The organism is Streptomyces sp. ADMS, from assembly GCF_033441795.1.
Taxonomy (GTDB): Bacteria; Actinomycetota; Actinomycetes; order Streptomycetales; family Streptomycetaceae; genus Streptomyces.
In genome coordinates this window covers 1-4,267 of record NZ_JAVFVX010000231.1, presented here as the reverse complement: position 1 = coordinate 4,267, position 4,267 = coordinate 1, and the positions used below count along the sequence as shown (strand labels likewise).

The 4,267-nt window shown below is 71.5% G+C and carries 3 protein-coding genes and 3 pseudogenes; 3 read left to right on the top strand and 3 right to left on the bottom strand.

Annotated features, from left to right (window positions below; translation table 11 throughout):
* The 3 genes and pseudogenes from RB628_RS39560 to RB628_RS39550 all read right to left on the bottom strand — a co-directional run.
* On the bottom strand, positions 1 to 1,008 hold a 1,008-nt coding region (locus RB628_RS39560), incomplete at its 3' end, for an alcohol dehydrogenase catalytic domain-containing protein (protein WP_318325489.1).
* A 113-nt stretch (positions 1,009 to 1,121) separates the two neighbouring features.
* Positions 1,122 to 1,352 (bottom strand): annotated as a pseudogene (locus RB628_RS39555) (hypothetical protein); the annotation flags it as partial.
* A complete protein-coding gene (locus tag RB628_RS39550) occupies positions 1,345 to 2,223 on the bottom strand; it encodes a universal stress protein (RefSeq protein ID WP_318325488.1) in 879 nt (292 codons plus the stop codon). The pseudogene RB628_RS39555 and the gene RB628_RS39550, both read right to left, overlap by 8 nt.
* Positions 2,224 to 2,425: 202 nt before the next feature.
* Here RB628_RS39550 and RB628_RS39545 point away from each other — a divergent pair.
* From RB628_RS39545 to RB628_RS39535, 3 genes and pseudogenes are all read left to right on the top strand, one after another.
* Positions 2,426 to 3,242 (top strand): annotated as a pseudogene (locus RB628_RS39545) (universal stress protein).
* Between the two features lie 139 nt (positions 3,243 to 3,381).
* Entirely contained in the window at positions 3,382 to 3,996 is a 615-nt protein-coding gene (locus tag RB628_RS39540; protein WP_318325487.1) for a hypothetical protein, read from the top strand.
* A gap of 45 nt (positions 3,997 to 4,041) precedes the next feature.
* Positions 4,042 to 4,267 (top strand): annotated as a pseudogene (locus tag RB628_RS39535) (nicotinate phosphoribosyltransferase); the annotation flags it as partial.

Genomic DNA, 4,267 nt, shown 5'->3' with positions numbered 1-4,267 from the left:
CTTGAGGGCGCCGGTGTCGGTGCCGTGGGAGAAGACCTCGTAGGCGTCCTCCATCCGGCTGAGGCCGAAGGTGTGGGTGACGAGCCGGGACACGTGCAGGCGTCCGGATGTCACCAGGTCGAGCAGCCGGGGCGTGGAGGAGGTGTCGACCTGGCCGGTGCTGATCGTCACGTTCTTACGCCACAGCGCCTCAAGATGCAGCGTGGCCGGCCTGCCGTGCATGCCGATGTTGGCGATGTGCCCGCCCGAGCGTACGACCTGTGTGCACAGGACGAAGCTGTCCGGATCTCCGGCGGCCTCGATGACCACGTCGGCGCCGGGGCCGTCCGCGAGATCGGCGATCAGTCGTCCGGGGAGCTCGGCGGAGTCGGCCCCCAGCCGGGCGGCGGCTTCGAGCCGGGAGGGTGACCGGTCCACGGCGATGATCCGGCGCGGAGAGTAGATCCGCGCGGTGGTGACCACGGCAAGCCCTACGGGGCCGGCGCCCACCACGACGACGGTGTCGCCGGGGCCCACGTGTCCGTTCCGCACGCCGACTTCGTAGGCGGTGGGGAGGAGTTCGGCGAGCAGGACGGCGTCATCCAGTGCCAGGGCACCGGGCCGCCGCCGGACGGAGTGGTCGGCGAAGGGCACCCGCACGTACTCGGCCTGTGTGCCGTTGACCAGGTTCCCGAGAATCCAGCCGCCCCCGCCACGGCACTGTCCGTACACGCCGTCCCGGCAGAACTGACAGCGCCCGCAGGCCGACACGGACGACACGATCACCTCGTCCCCCAGGGCGATGGTATGGACCTCGCGGCCCGTGTCCATCACCTCGCCGACGGCCTCGTGTCCGAGGACCGTTCCCGGCTTCACCTCGGGCAGTTCTCCATGCCGGATGTGCAGATCGGTGCCGCATATGGTGGTGGCGTCGACGCGCACGATCACGTCGGCGGGGTCCTCGATCGCCGGATCGGCATGCGTGTCCCAGGAGGTCTGTCCGGGGCCGTGATAGACGAGTGCTCGCATGGTCACCCACTCCCTGGCTCCCTCAGCCGCCTCCTTCCACCGTCGCTTTCGAAGGAGGTCCGGGCAACCGGGCCGGGGGCCCGACACGGTGCGCGGAGGGCCGCTGAAACCGTGCACGCGGCCCGCCGGGCGGTCACCGTGGTGTAGTCCAGGAACGTGAGGCCGACCGGCTTCTTGATCTTGTAGGCGCGTTCCCCGACGAAGAAGACCACCGCGGTGTGGGTCTCGCGCACCTCCGCACGCGGCTGCGGTGGAGTCCCGTGAGCGGCGCCGAGCCGGAGTGCGGAGGCGTCGGCCCGCCGCACCGGTCCCACCGGCTCCTCGTGTCGGCCGGGCTCAGTCATGAGGGACGACGGCGACAGGGCATCGCGCGTGGTGGACTGCGGCCTGGGCCACGGGGCCCAGACGGGGCCCCAGGTTGGGGTGGTGCCTGTGCCGGCCGACGACCAGCAGGTCGGCGCCCTCGGCGGCTCCTACGACGGCTCTGGCGGGGCTGTCGAGGCGGGTCGTGTCGGCCACGTCCACACCCGGAAACTTCTCGCGCCAGGGGCGGAGGGCCTGGCCCAGGTGATTCCGCGCGTCCTGGACGATCTCCTGGGTCACGGTGTGGTCCACGCCCCAGGGGGTGTACGCGTGGAGCGGTGTGCTGAGGCCATGGACGGCGCGCAGAGGCACACCTCGGGCCGCTGCGGTGGTGAAGGCGAATTCGAGGAGGTCGTCGCACGGGGCGCGCAGTTTCAGCCCCACCACCACACCGCCTGCCGAACCTGATTCGGGTGTCGAAAATCCTTCCGCCCGCTTGTCTGCCCGCACCAGGACGACGGGCTGCTCGGCCCGTGCCACGACGATCATGCTGATGTCGCCGAGGAAGTAGCTCTCCACGGGGGTCAGGCCCCGCGAGCCGAGAACGAGCATCTCGGATTCCGACGCCGCCTGGAGCAGCGCGTCCTCGGCGTCGTCGGCGACCAGGTTGCCGATGACGGTGAGGCCCGGATGGTGTGCCTGGAGTTCTGTCCGAGCGTTGTGCACGAGCCGTTTCGCCCAGTAGTTCTGGTCGACTTCCGAGGGGGCGTGGGCCGGTTCCGGCACCAGCAGGGGCCACGCGTGCAGCAGGCGCAGGGTGAGTTTGCGCCGCTCGGCCTCGTCGGCGGCCCAACGGGCGGCGGCGAGGCTCTCGGGTGAACCGTCGAGGCCCACGGTGAGGGCTGGTTCCATGGCGGCTGCCTCCATCTCGTAAGAAGCTGGAAGGGCGGTGAGCGTGCCGACGTCCGGACTGCTGCCGTCCCCACGCGTCGGCGTGTCAAGCACGGCGCTTCTCCATCGAGGAGTACCGCAGATCTCCTCGTGGCGCATGTGGTCCCCGAAAAGGGCGGCGCACGGGTGTCCGTGAGGTCCGGCACGAGAGGAGGCGGAAACGATGGCGGTTCCCCTGGTCGTCGGCGTGGACGGGTCCGAGGCGAGCCTTGAGGCGGTGGACTGGGCCGCTGACGAGGCACTCCGGCACGGGGTGCCGCTCCACCTCGTGCACGCGGCCGCGGCGGACGCCGAGGCGCCCGGCACGCTCGCCGCCGCCTCGGCGCGAGCGAGGGGAGTGCCCCGGCCGTACGGCTGTCGAGTGAGGAGCCGCACGAAGACGCGGCGTCCGCGCTGGTGGACAGAGGGCGCGACGCCTTCGCGCCGGTACTCGGGTCCAGAGGGCTCGGAGACCTCGCCGGGCTGCTCCTGGGCTCGGTCAGCCTGGCCGTGGCCGCCCATGCCGAGTGCCCGGTCATCGTGGTACGCGGCGGGGCGGACCACCGGCACGCCCGGTTCGGGACGGTTGTCGTCGGCATCGAGGACGGTGAGGGCAGTGGCACCGCGGTGCGGTTCGCGTTCCGCGAGGCCCATGTGCGGCGCTGTCGGCTCGTGGCGGTACACGCCTGGAGCGTCCCGGTCGGCGGCCCCGGGCCGCCGGGCCTGTCCGGACACGCCCTCAGAGCCCACGATCGCGCGCCCGCGCGGGTGCTCGCCGACGCGTTGCGCGACTCCGCGCAGCGGTACCGGGACGTTCCGGTGAGCGGCGAGGTGGTCCAGGGCCCGGCCCGGCAGGCGCTCCTGGAAGCCGCGTCCGACGCCGATCTGCTCGTCGTCGGCGCCCGCAGGCGCCACGGACACGTCGGATGCAGCTGGGCCTGGTCAACCACGCCGTGCTGCATCACGCGCCGTGTCCTGTCGCGATGGTTCCGCAGATCTGACCGGCGACGGGCCGGGTGGGCCGAGTGGTCGGCCACCGGGGACCTTCGGCCCCGTGACCTGGAACCGCCGCCGGTGGAAGGTGGTGGGCGAGGCTGGCGAGGTGGGGGACGCACCAGCAGGACAGCTGGAGGCCAGACCATGAGCGCACAGGACCCGCCGCACGCATCCGGCCCCCACCGGCCGGACCAGCGGCACCCGCATGAGGGCGCGAACCCGCTGAGGCGTACGACCGACCGGATCGAAGCCTGGTGTTCGGGCTTCCTGCTCCTGGCGCTCGTCCTCGGCCTGCCGATCGCTTCGGTGAGCGCGGGGATGGCGGCGTACGGGTCCGCACTGCGCGTGGTCCAGGCCCAGTCCGCGGAACGGCACCAGGTCACCGCCCGGCTGACCCCGGCCCCCGACGCGGCCTCGGGCGGTGTCACGGACGAGAAGCAGAAGGTGCTGCTCAGTTGGGTGGGCGAAGACGGCAGGCAGCGGACAGGAACCGCCTATGTGACGCAGGACGAGACCGAGAAGTCGACCCTGCGGATCTGGGTGGACCGGGAAGGAACCATGCAGGATCCGCCGATGTCCGAGGGCGACGCGATGGGCACCGGCTGGGTGATCGGCGGGATGACAGCGATCGGCGTCTACGTCGGCTTCGTCGCCGCGCGAAAGACCCTGCGTCTGGTGCTGGACCGCAGACGGTACGCGCGGTGGGACACCGAGTGGGACCTGGTGGAGCCCCAGTGGTCCGCACGGTTCCGAAGGTGAACGAACTCATGGTGCCCCATCGGTGTCCAGGAGGAGGTGACGCGGATGTCCTCGGCGACGACCACTGATCTGTACGAGGTCACGATGGCGATGTCGTATGTGCGGGAGGGGATGGGCGGCCCGGCGACGTTCAGCCTGTTCGTCCGGGACCTGCCACCCGACCGCGGCTTTCTGGTGGCCGCCGGCCTGGAGTCGTCCCTGGACTTCCTGTCCGGGTTCCGGGTCGACGCCGAGGACGTCGATGCCTTCGCCTCGGCACTGCACCGGCCTC

Excerpts from the sequence above, each read along its gene's own strand:
- RB628_RS39540 (WP_318325487.1), top strand. The coding sequence starts at position 3,382 with ATGAGCGCACAGGACCCGCCGCACGCATCCGGCCCCCACCGGCCGGAC.
- RB628_RS39550 (WP_318325488.1), bottom strand. The coding sequence starts at position 2,223 with ATGGAACCAGCCCTCACCGTGGGCCTCGACGGTTCACCCGAGAGCCTC.